This is a genomic window from Pseudomonas costantinii (genome assembly GCF_001870435.1).
Classification (GTDB): domain Bacteria; phylum Pseudomonadota; class Gammaproteobacteria; order Pseudomonadales; family Pseudomonadaceae; genus Aquipseudomonas; species Aquipseudomonas costantinii.
Genome location: NZ_MDDR01000037.1, coordinates 333,416 through 350,642, shown reverse-complemented (window position 1 = coordinate 350,642; position 17,227 = coordinate 333,416). Strand labels below are relative to the sequence as shown.

14 protein-coding genes are annotated in these 17,227 nt (G+C 59.1%); 9 read left to right on the top strand and 5 right to left on the bottom strand.

The annotated features are described in order from the left end of the window. Positions 1 to 113: 113 nt before the first annotated feature. From moaE to BFL40_RS22980, 5 genes are all read right to left on the bottom strand, one after another. Positions 114 to 563, bottom strand: a complete 450-nt coding sequence (moaE, locus tag BFL40_RS23000) for a molybdopterin synthase catalytic subunit MoaE (RefSeq protein ID WP_071486075.1) — start codon at positions 561 to 563, stop codon at positions 114 to 116. Between the two features lie 2 nt (positions 564 to 565). Next, positions 566 to 808 (bottom strand): molybdopterin converting factor subunit 1, encoded by a 243-nt coding sequence (gene moaD, locus BFL40_RS22995; protein WP_071486074.1) that lies wholly within the window; start codon positions 806 to 808, stop codon positions 566 to 568. Then, positions 805 to 1,278, bottom strand: a complete 474-nt coding sequence (gene moaC, locus BFL40_RS22990; RefSeq protein ID WP_065907039.1) for a cyclic pyranopterin monophosphate synthase MoaC — start codon at positions 1,276 to 1,278, stop codon at positions 805 to 807. The genes moaD and moaC overlap by 4 nt, the downstream gene beginning before the upstream one ends. A gap of 97 nt (positions 1,279 to 1,375) precedes the next feature. Beyond that, positions 1,376 to 2,770: a PhoH family protein gene (locus BFL40_RS22985; protein WP_071486073.1), complete on the bottom strand. Its 1,395-nt coding sequence runs from the start codon at positions 2,768 to 2,770 to the stop codon at positions 1,376 to 1,378. Positions 2,771 to 3,116: 346 nt separating this feature from the next. Continuing rightward, positions 3,117 to 4,241: a polysaccharide deacetylase family protein gene (locus tag BFL40_RS22980; RefSeq protein ID WP_071486072.1), complete on the bottom strand. Its 1,125-nt coding sequence runs from the start codon at positions 4,239 to 4,241 to the stop codon at positions 3,117 to 3,119. Positions 4,242 to 4,360: 119 nt separating this feature from the next. Here BFL40_RS22980 and yaaA point away from each other — a divergent pair, with 119 nt between their 5' ends. From yaaA to BFL40_RS22935, 9 genes are all read left to right on the top strand, one after another. Next, positions 4,361 to 5,140, top strand: coding sequence for a peroxide stress protein YaaA (yaaA, locus tag BFL40_RS22975; RefSeq protein ID WP_071486071.1), 780 nt, complete (start codon positions 4,361 to 4,363; stop codon positions 5,138 to 5,140). An 836-nt stretch (positions 5,141 to 5,976) separates the two neighbouring features. Next, positions 5,977 to 7,293, top strand: a complete 1,317-nt coding sequence (locus tag BFL40_RS22970) for a nucleotide sugar dehydrogenase (RefSeq protein WP_071486070.1) — start codon at positions 5,977 to 5,979, stop codon at positions 7,291 to 7,293. A gap of 81 nt (positions 7,294 to 7,374) precedes the next feature. Then, positions 7,375 to 8,856 (top strand): mannuronan synthase, encoded by a 1,482-nt coding sequence (alg8, locus tag BFL40_RS22965; RefSeq protein ID WP_162493880.1) that lies wholly within the window; start codon positions 7,375 to 7,377, stop codon positions 8,854 to 8,856. A gap of 37 nt (positions 8,857 to 8,893) precedes the next feature. After that, on the top strand, positions 8,894 to 10,060 hold the full coding sequence (locus tag BFL40_RS22960) for an alginate biosynthesis protein Alg44 (RefSeq protein WP_071486068.1): 1,167 nt from the start codon (positions 8,894 to 8,896) through the stop codon (positions 10,058 to 10,060). A gap of 2 nt (positions 10,061 to 10,062) precedes the next feature. Next, entirely contained in the window at positions 10,063 to 11,454 is a 1,392-nt protein-coding gene (algK, locus tag BFL40_RS22955) for an alginate biosynthesis TPR repeat lipoprotein AlgK (RefSeq protein WP_071486067.1), read from the top strand. Further along, positions 11,451 to 12,938 carry an alginate export family protein gene (locus BFL40_RS22950; RefSeq protein ID WP_071486066.1) on the top strand — a complete coding sequence of 496 codons (1,488 nt, stop codon included), beginning with the start codon at positions 11,451 to 11,453 and terminating at the stop codon, positions 12,936 to 12,938. The genes algK and BFL40_RS22950 overlap by 4 nt, the downstream gene beginning before the upstream one ends. Continuing rightward, the gene (gene algG / locus BFL40_RS22945) at positions 12,938 to 14,506 is read left to right on the top strand and encodes a mannuronan 5-epimerase AlgG (RefSeq protein WP_071486065.1); all 1,569 of its coding nucleotides are present in this window, start codon (positions 12,938 to 12,940) and stop codon (positions 14,504 to 14,506) included. Before BFL40_RS22950 ends, algG begins: the two co-directional genes overlap by 1 nt. An 11-nt stretch (positions 14,507 to 14,517) precedes the next feature. Continuing rightward, positions 14,518 to 15,966 carry an alginate O-acetyltransferase gene (locus tag BFL40_RS22940; RefSeq protein ID WP_071486160.1) on the top strand — a complete coding sequence of 483 codons (1,449 nt, stop codon included), beginning with the start codon at positions 14,518 to 14,520 and terminating at the stop codon, positions 15,964 to 15,966. 8 nt (positions 15,967 to 15,974) lie between these two features. Further along, on the top strand, positions 15,975 to 17,084 hold the full coding sequence (locus BFL40_RS22935; RefSeq protein WP_083374588.1) for a mannuronate-specific alginate lyase: 1,110 nt from the start codon (positions 15,975 to 15,977) through the stop codon (positions 17,082 to 17,084). Positions 17,085 to 17,227 lie beyond the last annotated feature (143 nt).

Sequence of the window (17,227 nt, the reverse complement as noted above, 5' to 3'; positions counted from 1 at the left end):
AAAAATGTGGGAGCTGGCTTGCCTGCGATAGCATCACCTCGGGGCATCTGAAGAACCGAGGTGTCTGCATCGCAGGCAAGCCAGCTCCCACATTTGCTTCTGTGTTTAGCCAGCTACTTCCAGCGATCCGCCGCCGCGTGATCGCTGCTGCGCCCTTCCACCCAGCGCGGCCCCTCACTGGTACTTTCTTTCTTCCAGAACGGCGCCCGCGTCTTCAAGTAGTCCATCACAAACGCACAGGCATCAAACGCAGCCTGGCGATGGGCACTGGCGGCGGCAACAAACACAATCGGCTCGCCCGGTTCAAGCGCGCCGATACGGTGCAGCACTTCCAACTTGAGCAACGGCCAGCGCTGCTCGGCTTCCACGGCGATCTTGGCCAGGGCTTTCTCGGTCATGCCGGGATAATGCTCAAGAAACATCCCCGCCACTTCGAGGCCATCATTGAAGTCGCGCACATAGCCGACAAAACTCACCACGGCGCCCACGCCGACATTGGCCGCGTGCATCGCATTAACTTCGGCGCCAGGGTCAAAAGCATCGACCTGCACACGGATAGCCATGGTCAGCCTCCGGTAACAGGTGGGAAAAACGCGACTTCATCACCTGCTTGCAGCGGTTCGTCGAGGCTGCACAGTTCCTGGTTGCGAGCGCACATCAGGCTGGTTTCGTTAAGCACCTCAAAGCCCTGGTCGGCTGCCAGGGTCTGGCGCAGGGCTTCGACCGTAGAGAAATCGCCTTCAACCTCCAGTGAATCCCAGCCCACCGCTTCGCTGTAACGCGCAAAAAACAATACGTTGATGCTCATGCCTGGTCTGCCTTGAAATGCCCGCTTTTACCGCCAAGCTTTTCCAGCAGGCGAATACTTTCGATGGTCATGCCGCGATCCACCGCCTTGCACATGTCGTAGATCGTCAGCGCCGCGACGCTGGCGGCGGTCAGTGCTTCCATCTCAACGCCGGTCTGGCCGGAGAGTTTGCAGCGCGCCAGGATATGCACGACGTCCACACCCTCGGCGCTCAGCTCGACCTTGACGCCGGTGAGCATCAGCGGGTGGCACAAGGGGATCAAATCGCTGGTTTTTTTCGCAGCCTGGATCCCGGCAATGCGGGCCACGGCAAACACGTCGCCTTTGGGATGGGCGCCGTCGACAATCATTTTCAGGGTCTCGGGCAGCATGCGCACCCGCGCTTCGGCCACGGCCTCACGGAACGTCACGGCTTTGTCGGTGACGTCGACCATATGGGCGCGACCTTGGGAATCGAGATGAGTCAGCACAGGGATACTCCTGATCAGGAGCAGGGATTGTAAACCTGTGGGTCAGATTTGCGCACGAAGGAATAAAACCGGGCGACCGTAGTCGCCCGGTGTGGCATTACAGATGGGACTCGGCGTATTCAGCCAAGATCGAACGAGGTACCCCTTGCAGCGCAATATGCACGCCGTTCGGGAAGTCCTTGAAGCGTTCCGTCAAGTAAGTCAGCCCGGAGCTGGTCGCGGACAGGTAAGGGGTGTCGATCTGTGCCAGGTTGCCCAGGCACACCACTTTGGAACCGGCGCCGGCACGGGTGATGATGGTTTTCATCTGGTGCGGGGTGAGGTTCTGGCATTCATCGATCAAAATCAGGCTTTGCTGGAAGCTGCGACCTCGGATGTAGTTGAGGGATTTGAACTGCAACGGCACTTTGCTGAGGATGTAGTCGACGCTGCCATGGGTGTTTTCGTCATCCATGTGCAAGGCTTCGAGGTTGTCGGTGATCGCCCCCAGCCACGGCTCCATTTTTTCCGCTTCGGTGCCGGGCAGGAAACCGATTTCCTGGTCCAGGCCCTGCACGCTGCGGGTGGCGATGATGCGGCGATAGCGCTTGGTCACCATGGTCTGCTCGATGGCGGCGGCCAGGGCGAGGATGGTTTTCCCCGAGCCTGCGGCGCCGGTCAGGTTGACCAGGTGGATGTCCGGATCGAGCAGCGCATACAGCGCCAGGCTCTGGTAGATATCACGCGGTTTCAGGCCCCAGGCTTCCTGGTGCAACAGGGGTTCCTGATGCAGGTCGAGGATCAGCAGCTTGTCGACCTGGATCTCTTTGATCCAGCCCACAAAACCCTGTTCGTCGATGATGAATTCATTGATGTGCACGGCCGGCAGGTTGTCGATCAGCTGCACCTGGTGCCAGGTGCGGCCATGGTCCTGACGGGTTTCGACCTTGCTGACGAGGTCCCAGAACGAACCGGTCACAGTGTGATACCCACGGGACAACATCGACACGTCGTCGACCAGTTGATCCGTGCTGTAGTCCTCGGCAGCGATCCCACACGCTCGTGCCTTGAGGCGCATATTGATGTCTTTGGTCACCAGCACCAGGCGCAGATCCTTGTCGCGCGCATGCAGGTCGATCAATTGGTTGATGATTTTGTTGTCGTTCAGATTTTCCGGCAGCAGGCTGTTGGGCTCACCGCCCTTGCTCATCAGAATCGACAGCAAGCCCTTGGGCCCGCTTTTGCCACGCTGGATCGGCACGCCGACTTCAACGTCCTCAGGCGAGGCTTCGCCCAGGGTTTTGTCGATCAGGCGGATGGCCTGGCGACATTCAGCGGCAACGCTGTGGTGCCCGCTTTTGAGTTTGTCGAGCTCCTCAAGCACGATCATCGGGATGGCGACGTGGTGTTCTTCAAAGTTAAGCAGCGCGTTTGGATCGTGGATCAATACGTTGGTATCAAGCACATAAAGGATTGGCTGGTTGGAAGAAGGGTTACGTCCATGATCATCCATACTCGGTCACCTTTGTGGGAGCCAGTCGACGCAATACCTGGGCGGTGCTGCGCCTCGATTCGACCACCGAATGCACCTGAGGGACGTCAAGTGCATGCCCACATGAGGAGTCTTGGAAGACGCCACCTGTGTTGCAGGTTTCGGCGATCTGACTTCGTAATACCGCAAAAACCATGACAGGAAAAAGCACTTTGACGTTTTTTTGAAGTTTATTTTTCAGGATGACGAATAGCACTAGCCGAGTGCCATGGACCTCGTTAAAGTCGGAAGTCCGCCTGCATCGAAATGTCACACAAAATCACCCCCAAAACGCCTCATCCCCAACAGGGCCGGGCATTTGCGCTTTTCAGCGAAACGCCTCCCGACAGTCCTCCCAACCCAGCCCGCTTTGCCCCGTTGCCTGCATCAACAGAGGCAATGCCACCCGCGCTTTGTCCTGGGTGTCGTGAAACACAATCACGCCTTTGCGCCACAGCAACATCAGCGTCAACAACCGCTGTGCCGACTCATCGGCCTTGAGTTTGCCCGGCTCGTCCTGGGAATCGATGTCCCACAACGCCACCTGCAAGCCCTGGGACTGGAAAAAGCCCTGGCTGTCTGCACGGCGCTGGCCGTACGGCGGGCGAAACAGCGGCACGTAATTTTCCGGCATCAGGTTCTGTGCCAGCGATGCCGTACGGGTGATGGAGCTTTGCCAGTCGACCCAATGACTGTGAGAGCGATACTGCCAGCCCTGGATACCCACGCACTGGCCTTGGTACAACGCCTGCACATCAGCAGCGGAACTGCGCTCCACGCGGGCTTTCAGGCTGCTGCCAAGGACGAAGAACGTGGCGTTCATCTTCTGCTTACGCAAATAGTCGGTAAGCCAGTCGGTATTGCCGCTGACCGGCGCCGGGCCACCGTCGAAGGTCAGCAGGAACATCCGGTCTTTGAATTCATCGCCATTGCGCTCGTGGTCGCCAAAACGCGCGATTTCGCTGCTGATCTGTGGGAACAGCGCGGCTTTGCGCAGCAGCTCGTCCAGGTAGCGCTCATGAAAGTTATGGCTGGGGCCGGCCCAGCCTATATAGAAGGAGTTGTCGCCGACCTGGAATTTGCCGGCTTGCTCGCGCAGGTCGTCCATGTTTTCCACCAGGTAGCAGAAGGAGGCATCTTCCTCGCAGCTTTGTTGGGCGAAAGTGTAGTTTTCCAGCAAGCGTTGCCAGAGCTGGCGGCGCAGGTCGTCGATGGAGGCCAGGTTGATAATCTTCAGGCCCAGACGCTGTTTGAGCGCCGTGTCATCCTGGGCCTCGCTGTTCAGCAGGCTGTGGGCGAACATCAGGATTTCTGCGCGCGAGGCGACATCGAACAGCGCGGGGCTGCTGAGTTTTTCGGGCCAGGTGCCACGGTCCAGGCTGGCTACATCCACTGGCGCTGCGTTAGCGTTCAGACATAACAGACAAGCTGATAATAAAAGCGCAATTCGCACCTAGGGTCTCCCTCTCCAGAGTCACCGCCCATCATAGCGGATCGTACCTATCGCCATCATAGGTGGAGTCAAATCGCCTGAGCCCCTAGAATCCCCCCACGATTACAGGAGCCAACTTCATGCTGATGGTGATTTCCCCCGCCAAAACCCTCGATTTCGAGACCCAGCCGGCAACCCCGCGCTTCACCCAGCCGCAATACCTCGACCACTCCCAAGAGCTGATCGAACAATTGCGCGAACTGAGCCCAGCGCAAATCAGCGAGTTGATGCACGTCTCCGACAAAATCGGCGGACTCAACGCCGCACGTTTCGGCAGTTGGACCCCAGCCTTCACCCAGGCCAACGCCAAACAGGCGCTGCTGGCCTTCAAGGGCGACGTCTACACCGGCCTGAACGCCGAAACCTTCAGCGATGCCGACTTCAGCTACGCCCAGGACCACCTGCGCATGCTCTCTGGTCTCTACGGCCTGCTGCGCCCCCTGGACCTGATGATGCCGTATCGCCTGGAAATGGGCACCAAACTGGCCAACGCCCGCGGCAAAGACCTCTATGCGTTCTGGGGCACGCGCATCAGTGAATGGCTAAACGAAGCGCTGGCCGAACAAGGCGACGACGTGCTGCTCAACCTGGCGTCCAACGAGTACTTCTCGGCGGTCAAGCGCACGGCGCTGAACGCGCGAATCATCAACACCGAGTTCAAAGACCTGAAGAACGGCCAATACAAAATCATCAGTTTCTACGCGAAAAAAGCCCGAGGCATGATGAGCCGCTTTGTGATCGAAGAACGCATCAACGACCCAGCCAAGCTCAAGCAGTTTGACGTGCAGGGTTATCGCTTCAATGCGGAGCAGTCCAAGCCGGACAACCTGGTGTTCTTGCGCGATCACGCGCCGGAATAAGGCCGTACTCCGCACGCCCGGACGCTAAAAATCAAATGTGGGAGTGGGCTTGCCTGCTCCCACATTTTTGTCCGTATTCCAATCACGGACCAGTCATCTATTTGTCGTAAAATTACCTTGACGCATTCATAACGAATATTTCACTCGACATTTCTGAAATTTTTTCGTAGTGGCACCATTTTTTTCAACCAGTGGTGGCATAAAACTATCCCCGCGCGCCAACTCCCTATAACGACTGGCCTAAATAGCAAGTGCTATCAATATAGTACCAGTGCCATCTTTTCTAATATTTCAAGAAATGTCGGCAAACAAGATGAGCGGGCAGGAACTTCGTCCTGAAGCACCGCTCATACCACCGGTAGCGAAATTCTATGTTCCTGTAGGAGATGGCTTACATAGCAAACCTAATTAGCAATTAAGTTTCCACAAAAACTTATAAGGCTGGGTTACATCATCAACTGATTGAGTTGAGGGCGGCGATAAGGATTAGTTGCTATCCCCTAAAGGCCAAGGCAACGCTTACCTAAATGTGTCAGCGAAAACACCCAAGGCATTGATACTCAAAGGCTAAACGCCTGTATCACGCCTCTTCGACACTGGCGTCAGGCTCGCCTTTCAGGAAGCCAGGCTGCATTTAAGGGCAAGCCCCAACAACAAGGCCACGTTACGCACAACTTGAGTGCACTCATTCGTCACTCGTTATTCAACATGCCAGCACGTGATAAGTCTGCGTCTACTCGCACAACTTTCGCGGCATCAGTGACGTTTGCAAACATGAACTCCAGCCATCTAATGGCGCGATTAAAATCGTCTTCAATGACAAAGAGGTAACTGCGATGCGCATCAGCATATTTGGTTTGGGTTACGTAGGCGCAGTCTGTGCCGGTTGCCTGTCTGCCCGTGGCCACGAAGTGGTCGGCGTAGACATCTCCAAGGATAAGATCGACCTGATCAATGCAGGCAAATCGCCAATCGTTGAACCGGGCCTGGGCGAGCTGTTGAGCCAGGGCATCGAAACCGGTCGACTGCGCGGCACCACCAACTTCGCCGACGCCATCCGTGACACCGACCTGTCGATGATTTGCGTCGGCACGCCGAGCAAGAAAAACGGCGACCTGGAACTCAACTACATCGAATCGGTATGCCGCGAGATCGGTTTTGTCCTGCGTGACAAAACCACCCGCCACACCATCGTGGTGCGCAGTACCGTGTTGCCGGGCACCGTGGCCAACGTGGTGATCCCGATCCTCGAAGATTGCTCCGGCAAAAAAGCCGGCGTCGACTTCGGCGTCGCGGTCAACCCGGAATTCCTGCGCGAGTCCACCGCCATCGCCGACTATGACCTGCCACCGATGACCGTCATCGGCGAGTTCGACAAAGCTTCCGGCGATGTCCTGCAATCGCTGTACGAAGAACTCGACGCACCGATCATCCGCAAGGACATCGCCGTTGCCGAAATGATCAAGTACACCTGCAACGTATGGCATGCCACCAAAGTCACCTTCGCCAACGAGATCGGCAACATCGCCAAGGCCGTCGGTGTCGACGGCCGTGAAGTGATGGAAGTCGTGTGCCAGGACAAGACCCTCAACCTGTCCCAGTACTACATGCGCCCAGGCTTCGCATTCGGCGGCTCTTGCCTGCCAAAAGACGTGCGCGCCCTGACCTACCGCGCCAGCTCCCTGGACGTGGAAGCGCCGCTGCTCAACTCGCTGATGCGCAGCAACGAGTCCCAGGTGCAGAACGCCTTCGACATCGTCGAAAGCCACGACAAACGCAAAGTCGCCCTGTTGGGCCTGAGCTTCAAGGCCGGTACCGATGACCTGCGCGAAAGCCCGTTGGTTGAGCTGGCGGAAATGCTGATCGGCAAGGGCTACGACCTGAGCATCTACGACAGCAACGTCGAGTACGCCCGCGTCCACGGTGCGAACAAGGACTACATCGAAGGCAAGATCCCCCACGTGTCGTCCCTGCTCAACTCGGACTTCGATGATGTGATCAACAACTCCGACGTGATCATCCTCGGCAACCGTGATGAGAAGTTCCGCGCCCTGGCGCACAGCGCACCGCACGGCAAGCAAGTGATCGACCTGGTGGGCTTCATGTCCAAGGCCACCAGCGTCACTGGCCGTACCGAAGGCATTTGCTGGTAACAGCAACGGCAAGTTTCCGGCTGCAGGCGTACTTCCCCAGCGCTTGCAGCCCGGAGCCTTTTTCACCTTCGGATGACACTTATGTCCAAGCTAAAACACCTACTTCTACAATCGGCCGGCTGGCTGTTGTTTTTGAGCCTGCTGATGGGACTCGCCCTGCTGTTACCGGCGAGTACATTCGACTCCGAGTCGAAGAATTTTATTTTCCTGATTGGCGCCGTCGGTATCTGGCGTTACTCGATGGGGGCTACGCATTTCTTTCGCGGCATGCTGTTCCTGTACGTGGTCTACCCCCACCTGCGGCGCAAAGTGCGCAAGCTGGGTAAGTCAGCGGACCCGTCCCATGTATTCCTGATGGTCACAAGCTTTCGGATCGATGCGCTGACCACCGCGCAGGTCTACAGCTCGGTGATTCGCGAAGCCATCGAATGCGGCTTCCCCACGACCGTGGTCTGCTCGTTGGTGGAAATGTCCGATGAGCTGCTGGTGAAAAGCCTGTGGGAACGCATGAACCCGCCGGAGCACGTGAAGCTCGACTTCGTGCGCATTGCAGGCACCGGCAAGCGTGACGGCCTAGCCTTCGGTTTTCGCGCCATCTCCCGCCACCTGCCGGATGAGCGCGCGGTGGTTGCAGTGATCGACGGCGACACCGTGCTTGCCGAAGGTGTAGTGCGCAAGACCGTGCCGTGGTTCCAGCTGTTCGGCAATGTCGGCGGCCTGACCACCAACGAGTTCTGCGAAGTGCGCGGCGGCTACATCATGAGCGAATGGCACAAGCTGCGCTTCGCCCAACGCCACATCAACATGTGCTCCATGGCCCTGTCCAAACGTGTGCTGACCATGACCGGACGCATGTCGGTATTCCGTGCCAGCGTGGTCACCGACCCGGGCTTTATCGCCGACGTGGAAAGCGACTCGCTGCAACACTGGCGCCTGGGCCGCTTCAAGTTCCTCACCGGTGACGACAAGTCCAGCTGGTTCAGCCTGATGCGCCTCGGTTACGACACCTTCTACGTGCCGGACGCCGCGATCAACACCGTGGAACACCCTCCGGAAAAGAGCTTTATCAAGGCCAGTCGCAAGCTGATGTTCCGCTGGTACGGCAACAACCTGCGCCAGAACTCCCGTGCCCTCGGTCTGGGTGTGAGCCGGCTCGGTTTGTTCACCAGCGTGGTGCTGTTCGACCAACGCGTGTCGATGTGGACCTCCCTGCTCGGCCTGACCGTGGCCTTCATCGCCACCTTCAAATACGGCGGCGCGTTCATCCTCGCGTACTTGCTGTGGATCGGCATCACGCGCTTGATCCTGACCCTGTTGCTGTCGTGCTCCGGCCACCGGATCGGCCCGGCTTACCCGGTGATTCTCTATTACAACCAGATCATGGGCGCGCTGGTGAAGATCTACGTGTTCTTCCGCCTTGATCAACAGTCCTGGACCCGCCAGGACACCAAACTGACCCGCGATTTGGCCAGCTTTCAACGTTGGTTCAACACCTGGTCGTCTCGGACCATGACCTTCTCCGCCGGCAGCATTTTCGTCGCCGTGCTGCTGATGATGGTCTGACCCTGCCAAGCCTGAATTAACTCTAGGAAATGCCCTGATGAACAGCCCAGTAAACGCCAATGTTGTCCACGAATCCGAAGCCCAGCGCCAACACGCCCGAGTCAAAATCCCGGCCAAGCTGCGCTTCTTCAACACCGACCGCACCCAGACCGAAGCACGGGTGATCGACCTGTCCGCCGGTGGCCTGGCGTTCACCGCCACCCAGCCGTTGACCGTCGGTGAAGTGCACAAAGGCCGCCTGCAATTTGTGATCGATAACCTCGGTCTGGCGATGGACGTGGAGTTGCAGATTCGCTCCTACGACCGCCAGAGCGGCCGCACCGGTTGCCAGTTCCAGAACCTCGACGCCCAGGACATTTCCACCCTGCGCCACCTGATCACTTCGCACTTGTCAGGTGACATCGTGACCATGGGCGACGTGCTCGCCACCCTGCAACGGGATAACTTCACCAAGGCGCGCAAGGTCAAAGACAGCGGCAGCGGCATGAGCGCATTCGGTCGCCTGCGCGCCGTGACCTTCAGCCTGGCGATCTTCCTGGTGGGCCTCACCGCCTTCGGTTTCATCTTCAAGTCGCTCTACGGTATGTACTTCGTCAGTCACGCCCAGGCCGGCCTGGTCAGCGTACCCGGCATGAACGTCACCATGCCGCGCGACGGCACTGTGCAAAGCCTGATCAAAGGGGATGCGGTTGCCGCCAAAGGTGCACCACTGGCGACGTTCAGCACCAGCATGCTCGATGTGCTCAAGGGCCATCTGGACGAAGAACAACTGCAACCGGCCAAGGTTGAAGAGCTGTTCGGCAAGCAAATGACCGGCACCCTGACCTCGCCTTGCGATTGCGTCGTGGCGCAGCAATTGGTCGCCGACGGTCAGTACGCCAGCAAGGGCGACGTAATCTTCCAACTGGTGCCACGCACCAGCCTGGCCAATGTTGAAGCGCGCTTCACCTATCGCCAGTTCGCTGATGTTCGCCCAGGCACTGCGGTGAACTTCCAGGTGGCTGACGAAGAGCAGATCCGCACCGGCACCATCGTCAGCAGCACCAGCCTGAACAGCGCCGACCTGTCCTCCGATATCCGCGTGCAGATCAAGCCGGATACGCCGCTGGACAGCACCTACGCCGGTCGCCCGGTGGAAGTGACCAGCGACCGTGGCCCATCCCTGAACTGGCTGATCGATAAAGCCATGGCTTCGGGTCTTTAATCATGAGCGCCCTTCGATCCCTGCCGGTTCCATTGGCGCTGGCCATTGCCCTGACCGGTTGCGCCGGTCTGCCCGACCAGCGCTTGGCCAACGAAGCCCTCAAGCGTGGCGACACCGTCACCGCCCAGCAGAATTACCAGCAACTGGCAGACCTGGGTTACAGCGAGGCCCAAGTAGGCCTGGCCGATATCCAGGTAGGCACCCGCGATCCGGAGCAAGTCAAAAGGGCCGAAGCCACCTACCGCGCGGCTGCCGACACCTCGCCGCGTGCCCAGGCACGCCTGGGTCGCTTGCTGGTCGCCAAGCCCGGCGCTACCGAAGCCGAACAGCACGAGGCCGAGGGTTTGCTGAAAAAAGCCTTTGCCAATGGTGAAGGCAACACCCTGATCCCGCTGGCGATGTTGTATTTGCAATACCCGCACAGTTTCCCGAACGTGAACGCCCAGCAGCAGATCAGCAAGTGGCAGGCCGCGGGTTACCCGGAAGCCGGTTTGGCCCAGGTGCTGCTGTATCGCACCCAGGACATCTACGACCAGCACTTGGATGACGTGGAGCGCATCTGCAAGGCAGCGCTGAACACCACCGATATCTGCTATGTCGAACTGGCCACGGTCTACCAGAAAAAACAGCAGCCAGAAAAACAAGCCGAACTGCTCAAGCAAATGGAAGCAGGCTACAGCCGTGGCGCCGTCACCGCCCAGCGCGTCGACAGCGTGGCCCGCGTCTTGGGCGATGCGACCCTGGGCAAGACCGACGAAAAAACCGCCCAGGCCCTGCTGGAAAAAATTGCCCCCGGCTACCCGGCCTCTTGGGTCAGCCTGGCGCAACTGCTTTACGACTTCCCCGAATTGGGTGACGTCGACCAGATGATGAAGTACCTGGACAACGGCCGCGCCGCTGACCAGCCCCGCGCCGAACTGCTGCTGGGCAAGCTCTACTACGAAGGCAAGTGGGTACCGGCAGACGCCAAGGCCGCCGAAGCGCACTTCGAAAAAGCCGTGGGCAAGGAAGTGGCCGCCGATTACTACCTCGGCCAGATCTACCGCCGTGGCTACCTGGGAGAGGTCTATTCGCAAAAAGCCCTGGACCACTTGCTGACCGCTGCGCGCAACGGCCAGAACAGCGCCGACTTCGCCATCGCCCAACTGTTTTCCCAAGGTAAGGGCACCCGGCCCGACCCATTGAACGCCTATGTCTTCAGCCAGTTGGCTAAAGCCCAGGACACGCCAGAGGCCAATGAATTGGCCACGCTGCTCGAAGCCCCGCTGACGCCGGACCAACGCGCACAGGGCCAACGCCTGGTGCAACAGGAACTGGCCGCACGCGGCACCCTGGCCCAGAGCACGCTGCAACTGCACGCCCTGCAAGAAGAAGACGGCGAGGAATCCCTATGAAGCTCAACCCATTCGTCAAGGCCGGCATCGGCCTGACCTGCGCCCTGCTGTGGTCGTGCCCGACCCTGGCGGCGCTGACCGAAGCCAAGAACTTCGGCCTTGAAGTGAAAATCACCGGTCAATCCGAAGACGACCGCGACCTGGGCACCAAGCCCGGCGGCGACGTCAACGGTATCGGCCTGGACCTGCGCCCGTGGGTCTATGGCGAAAGCGGCGCCTGGAGCGCCTACGCCATGGGCCAGGCGGTAACCTCGAGCGACATCATCGAGACCGATACCCTGCAACAGTCCTCCGATGACAGCACCGAACAATCGAGCAACAACGACCGCAAGACCAAAAAGAACTACCTGGCCCTGCGGGAATTTTGGGTCGGCTACAGCGGCTTCACGCCCTACCCCGGCGAGATCCTCAAGCTGGGCCGCCAACGCCTGCGCAACGACGACGGCCAATGGCGCGACACCAATATCGAAGCGCTGAACTGGACCTTCGACACCACCTTGCTCAAGGCCAATGTCGGCGCCGCCGAACGTTTCAGCGAGTACCGCACCGACCTCAAGGAACTGTCGCCAGTGGACAAGGACCGTCAGCACTTCTACGCCGACGCGTCCTACCAGTGGACGCCGGGGCAGTGGATCGGCCTGCGCGGTCACCACACCCATGACGACGGCAAACTCGACTATGCCGAACCGGGCGTGGCCACCGACCCGTTGGACAAACGCGAAAACGGCGACCTGACCTGGCTCGGCATCGAAGCCAACAGTGATGCGTATAACTGGCGCAACACCAACACAGTCAACTACTGGGCCAGCGTCACCGGCATGCGCGGCAATCGCGACAAGGTCAACGCCTTGCAGGCCGACGGTTCGCGCCCTGACCAAGCCAAGCGCAGCGACGACTTGAGCGGCTGGGCCACCGACATCGGCGTGCGCCTGCGCCTCGACCCGCAATGGCAAGTGGGCGCGGCCTACTCCCGCGCCAGTGCCGAGTACGAGCAGAACGGCCTGCAAAGCAACCGTTCGAACTGGACCGGCACCCAGTCCCGCGTGCATCGCTTCGGCGAGGCGTTTCGTGGCGAAATGAACAACATGCAGTCCATGAGCCTGTTCGGTTCCTGGCAACTGCGCGAGGACTACGACGCAAGCCTCGTCTACCACAAGTTCTGGCGTGTGGACGGCAACAAGCCGGTGGGCAGCAACGGCATCGATGCCGTGCAGAACAACACCGATGACGTGACCGGCGCGATCCTGTCCAGCACGTCCCTGCCCCTAGAAGATGGCAAGAAAGACCTGGGCCAGGAGATGGACCTGGTGGTCACCAAGTACTTCAAGAAAGGCCTGCTGCCGGCCGCGCTCAGCCAGTCGATCGACGAACCGTCGGCCCTGGTGCGTTTGCGTGCCGGCGTGTTCAAGCCGGGCGATGCCTATGGCAGCGGCGTCGACTCGTACATGCACCGCGCCTTTGTCGACGTGATCTGGCGATTCTGATGGGAGCCTGCGCAATGAATGCTCAACGCCTACTCGTCGCGGCGATGCTGATGGCCAGCGCCACGGCCTTTGCCGATACGGCGGCCAAGGCGCCGACTATCGCCAAAGGACTGCAACAGGCCAAGACCTACACCATTTCCAGCCCACCCACTGCGCCGTTGGAGCTGCCCAAGCCTGCCCTGCCGGACCTGTCGGGTTACACCGCTGCGGCGGTTGAAAAGAAGATCGTACGCACCAAGCCCGGCAAGGTCAGCATCCGCCGGATGATGCAGGAGGACGCCCTCAAAGACTTTATCGGCGGCGATAACAAGATGGCTGAATGGGTGGTGCGCCAGCACGGCATTCCCCAGGCAATTTTTGTCGATGACGGCTACATGAACCTCAAGGACTTGCTCGGCAAAGTGCCCAAGCAGTACCTCAGCGAGACTTCGCCGGGCGTGTTTCTCGCCAAGTTGCCAATCGTGGTCGGGCGCAAAGGCATCCTGGAAATCGACAAGCACACTCAGGAATTGCGCCTGTCCCAGGAAGCCGGTTCGTTCCTGATCAACGATGGCCTGCTGTTTGTGCGTGACACCAAGATCACCGGCTGGAAAGAAAAAGCCAACGGCCCGGCAATCTTCCAGTCACCCAAGGAATTCCGCCCATTCCTGTTGGCCTGGGGCGGTACCGAGACCTACATATCCAACAGCAAGATGGCCAGTTTCGGCTATGCCAACAGCAAGTCGTACGGGGTGAGTATTTCCCAGTACACGCCGAACATGGCCAAGGTGCTCAAGCGTGCGGAACCCACCGGCTGGATCATTGATTCCGAGTTCTCGGACATGTGGTACGGCTTCTACTGCTACGAGACCACAGGCTTCGTGATCAAGGGCAACACCTACAAAGACAACATCGTCTACGGCATTGACCCCCACGACCGCTCCCACGGCCTGATCATCGCGGACAACACCGTCTACGGCACCAAGAAGAAGCACGGCATCATTATTTCCCGGGAAGTGAACGACAGCTTCATCTTCAACAACCGCAGCTACGACAACAAACTCTCGGGCCTGGTGATCGACCGTAACAGCGTGAACAACCTGATCGCCGACAACGAGATCTACCGCAACCACACCGACGGCATCACCCTCTATGAGAGCGGCGATAACCTGCTGTGGGGCAACAAGGTGATTGCCAACCGCCGCCACGGTATCCGCGTGCGTAACAGCGTGAACATTCGCCTGTACGAAAACACCACCATGGCCAACGGCCTGACCGGTGTCTACGGCCACATCAAGGACCTGACCGCCACCGACCGCGATATCACTCTCGACCCATTCGACACCCAGGTCTCGCTGATCGTGGTCGGCGGTGACCTGGCGGGCAACGGCAGCGGGCCGCTGTCGATCGACTCGCCGCTGAGCATCGAGCTGTACCGCGTGTCGATGCTGGCGCCGACTAAATCCAGCGGCATCAGCTTCAACGGCGTATTGGGCGATCGCCAGGAAGAAATTCTCGACCTGCTGGTGCGCCAGCAGAAAGCCGTGCTGATCGACCCTGTCGAACGCCAGACCGAAATGCAGGACTGAGGATGACCCTTATGCACCCACACATGATCAAACTGCTGAGCCTCTCGGGTCTGACCCTCGGCCTGCTCGCGGCCAGCCAGGGCGTGCGCGCCGATGAAGTCAAAGCACCCAACTTCACCGCAGAACCCTGCTGCAGCCTGTGCCCGGCAGCCCATGATGCAAAGAACTACACCACGCGCTACCAGCAGAACTTCACCACCCTGGTACAAGCCCAAGGCGACTGGCTGTTCCGGACCCAGGAAGATTTGCGCACCGAATTCGACACCAGCCCCGCCGGCTATAAGCGCATGCAACAGTTGCACGACGCGTTCAAGGCCAAGGGCGTTGAGTTGGTGGTGGTCTACCAGCCGACCCGTGGTTTGGTGAACCGCAACAAGCTCAACCCCGAGGAAAAAGCCACGTTCGATTTCGACAAGGCGTTGGGTAACTACAAGACCATGCTCGGCCGTTTCGCCAAGATGGGTTATGTGGTGCCGGACCTGTCGCCGTTGACCAACGAACAGCTTCCTGACGAACTGCCGGCCCACGACTTCTACTTCCGTGGCGACCAGCATTGGACGCCTTACGGCGCCCAGCGCACCGCGAAAATCGTCGGCGCCACAGTGCGTGCAATGCCGGCGTTTGCCGGCATCCCCCAGCGTGAATTCGAAACCAAGCGCTCCGGGCGCATGGGCAAGACCGGCACTCTGCACAATATGGCCGGGCAACTCTGCGGCACCAGCTACGCAATTCAGTACATGGACCAGTTCACCACCGAGCCCAAGGGCGAAGCGGGTGACGGCGACCTGTTCGGCGATTCGGGCAACCCGCAGATCACCTTGGTGGGCACCAGCCACAGCGGCAAGAACTACAACTTCGCCGGCTTCCTGGAACAGGAAATCGGTGCCGACATCCTCAACGTCGCCTTCCCCGGCGGCGGCCTCGAAGGCTCGATGATCCAGTACCTGGGCAGCGATGAATTCCAGAAGAGCCCGCCGAAGATTCTGATCTGGGAGTTCTCGCCACTGTATCGCCTTGACCAAGAGACCATCTACCGTCAGATGATGTCGCTGCTCGACAACGGCTGCGAAGGCAAGACTGCGCAGATGAGCGCCAGCACCACCTTGAAACCCGGCAAGAACGAATTGCTGGTCAATAGTTCGAACAAAGACCTGCGTAACAGCAGCCACCAAGTCGACATCCGCTTCGCCGACCCGTCGGTGAAAACCTTGCAAGCCACCCTCTGGTACATGAACGGTCGCCACGAGGACCTCAAGATCGAAAAACCCGAAACATCAGACACAGACGGGCGTTTCGCCTTTGAATTGCGCACCGATGACGACTGGGCCTCGCAGAACTTACTCGCCGTGGAAGTCCAGGGCCCTGAAGCAGGGCAAGCCGCGCAGAAGGTTGAAGCGAAAATTTGCACACGCAACGTATTCCCAAGCGGCGGTCAACAGACCGCTCAACTCGGGCAATGAGGTTACCTATGCAGAAATTATTGATTCCAACGTTACTGGGCATGGCGATCTTCGCCGGCTCCGTCAACGCCGCCGCGCAGCTGCGTCCACCTCAGGGCTACTTCGCACCGATTGAGGCCGTCAAGACCGGCGACTTCAAGAATGACTGCGACGCCATGCCGGCGCCGTACACCGGCTCGCTGCAATTTCGCAGCAAGTACGAAGGTTCGGACAAGGCGCGCTCCACCTTGAATGTGCAGTCGGAAAAAGCCTTTCGCGACAGCACCGCCGATATCACCACGATGGAAAAAGACACCAGCAAACGTGTGATGCAATTCATGCGCGACGGTCGCCCGGAGCAGTTGGAATGCACGTTGAACTGGCTTACGAGCTGGGCCAAGGCTGATGCGTTGATGTCCAAGGACTTCAACCACACCGGCAAGTCCATGCGCAAATGGGCGCTGGGCAGCATGGCCTCCGCCTATGTACGCCTGAAATTTTCCGACTCCCACCCATTGGCCAACCACCAGCAGGAATCACAACTGATCGAAGCCTGGTTCAACAAGCTTGCGGATCAGGTGGTGAGCGACTGGGACAACCTGCCGCTGGAAAAAACCAACAACCACTCGTACTGGGCCGCCTGGTCGGTGATGGCGACGTCCATCGCCACCAATCGCCGCGACCTGTTTGATTGGGCAGTGAAGGAATACAAGGTCGGCGTGAACCAGGTCGATGACCAAGGCTTCTTGCCGAATGAATTGAAGCGTCAGCAGCGGGCTTTGTCGTACCACAACTACGCCCTGCCGCCGCTGTCGATGATCGCAAGCTTTGCCCTGGTCAACGGCGTGGACCTGCGCCAGGAAAACAACAGCGCGCTCAAACGCCTGGGCGACAAGGTGCTGGCCGGGGTCAAAGACCCGGACATCTTCGAACAGAAGAACGGCAAAGAACAGGACATGAAGGACCTCAAGGAGGACATGAAATTTGCCTGGCTCGAACCGTTCTGCACCCTCTACACCTGCGCGCCGGATGTGCTCGAGCGCAAGCATGGGATGCAGCCGTTCAAAACCTTTCGGCTCGGCGGCGACCTGACCAAGGTCTACGACCCGACGCATGAAAAAGGCAACAAAGGCAACTAGTCGCTGATCGTTCCCACGCTCTGCGTGGGAATGCAGCACGGGACGCTCTGCGTTCCAAAGCGTGACGCAGAGCGTCACAAGAGGCATTCCCACGCAGAGCGTGGGAACGATCGCAACCTCCCCCGAAATTCGTGGGGGGGTTT

Bases quoted from the DNA above. Each gene is read 5' to 3' on its own strand.
- moaE (WP_071486075.1), bottom strand. From the start codon at position 563: ATGGCTATCCGTGTGCAGGTCGATGCTTTTGACCCTGGCGCCGAAGTT.
- moaD (WP_071486074.1), bottom strand. From the start codon at position 808: ATGAGCATCAACGTATTGTTTTTTGCGCGTTACAGCGAAGCGGTGGGC.
- BFL40_RS22985 (WP_071486073.1), bottom strand. From the start codon at position 2,770: ATGGATGATCATGGACGTAACCCTTCTTCCAACCAGCCAATCCTTTAT.
- yaaA (WP_071486071.1), top strand. From the start codon at position 4,361: ATGCTGATGGTGATTTCCCCCGCCAAAACCCTCGATTTCGAGACCCAG.
- BFL40_RS22970 (WP_071486070.1), top strand. From the start codon at position 5,977: ATGCGCATCAGCATATTTGGTTTGGGTTACGTAGGCGCAGTCTGTGCC.
- alg8 (WP_162493880.1), top strand. From the start codon at position 7,375: ATGTCCAAGCTAAAACACCTACTTCTACAATCGGCCGGCTGGCTGTTG.
- BFL40_RS22960 (WP_071486068.1), top strand. From the start codon at position 8,894: ATGAACAGCCCAGTAAACGCCAATGTTGTCCACGAATCCGAAGCCCAG.
- algK (WP_071486067.1), top strand. From the start codon at position 10,063: ATGAGCGCCCTTCGATCCCTGCCGGTTCCATTGGCGCTGGCCATTGCC.
- BFL40_RS22950 (WP_071486066.1), top strand. From the start codon at position 11,451: ATGAAGCTCAACCCATTCGTCAAGGCCGGCATCGGCCTGACCTGCGCC.
- algG (WP_071486065.1), top strand. From the start codon at position 12,938: ATGGGAGCCTGCGCAATGAATGCTCAACGCCTACTCGTCGCGGCGATG.
- BFL40_RS22940 (WP_071486160.1), top strand. From the start codon at position 14,518: ATGCACCCACACATGATCAAACTGCTGAGCCTCTCGGGTCTGACCCTC.
- BFL40_RS22935 (WP_083374588.1), top strand. From the start codon at position 15,975: ATGCAGAAATTATTGATTCCAACGTTACTGGGCATGGCGATCTTCGCC.